Raw genomic sequence first — 307 nt, 5'->3', positions numbered from 1 at the left:
GCCCGCACGCTCTGATGCCGGAACACCTCCCGCGGCGAGAACACCACCCCCGCCTCCCGCGCCCGCGCCACCAACCGGATCGCCAGCACGCTGTCCCCGCCCCGATCGAAGAACCCGTCCTCGACCCCGACCGACTCCACCCCCAGCACCTCGGCGAACACCCGCGCCAGCACCGCCTCCCGCGCACTCGCAGGCTCCACACCGGACCCGGACCCGGACCCGGAGCCGGACCCGGACCCGGCCAGGCGCGGCGCCGGCAGCGCCGCCCGATCCAGCTTCCCGTTGCCCGTCAACGGCAACGCCTCCA

Annotated in this window: 1 protein-coding gene; it reads right to left on the bottom strand. The window is 75.9% G+C overall.

What is annotated here, in order from left to right; translation table 11 throughout:
• Positions 1-200, bottom strand: a 200-nt coding sequence (locus ACWJ6R_RS38210) for a phosphopantetheine-binding protein (protein WP_449066828.1), incomplete at its 3' end; no start/stop codon positions are given.
• Between the last annotated feature and the right edge of the window lie 107 nt (positions 201-307).

The organism is Planomonospora algeriensis (genome assembly GCF_977012225.1).
This window is presented reverse-complemented; position numbering and strand designations above follow the sequence as displayed.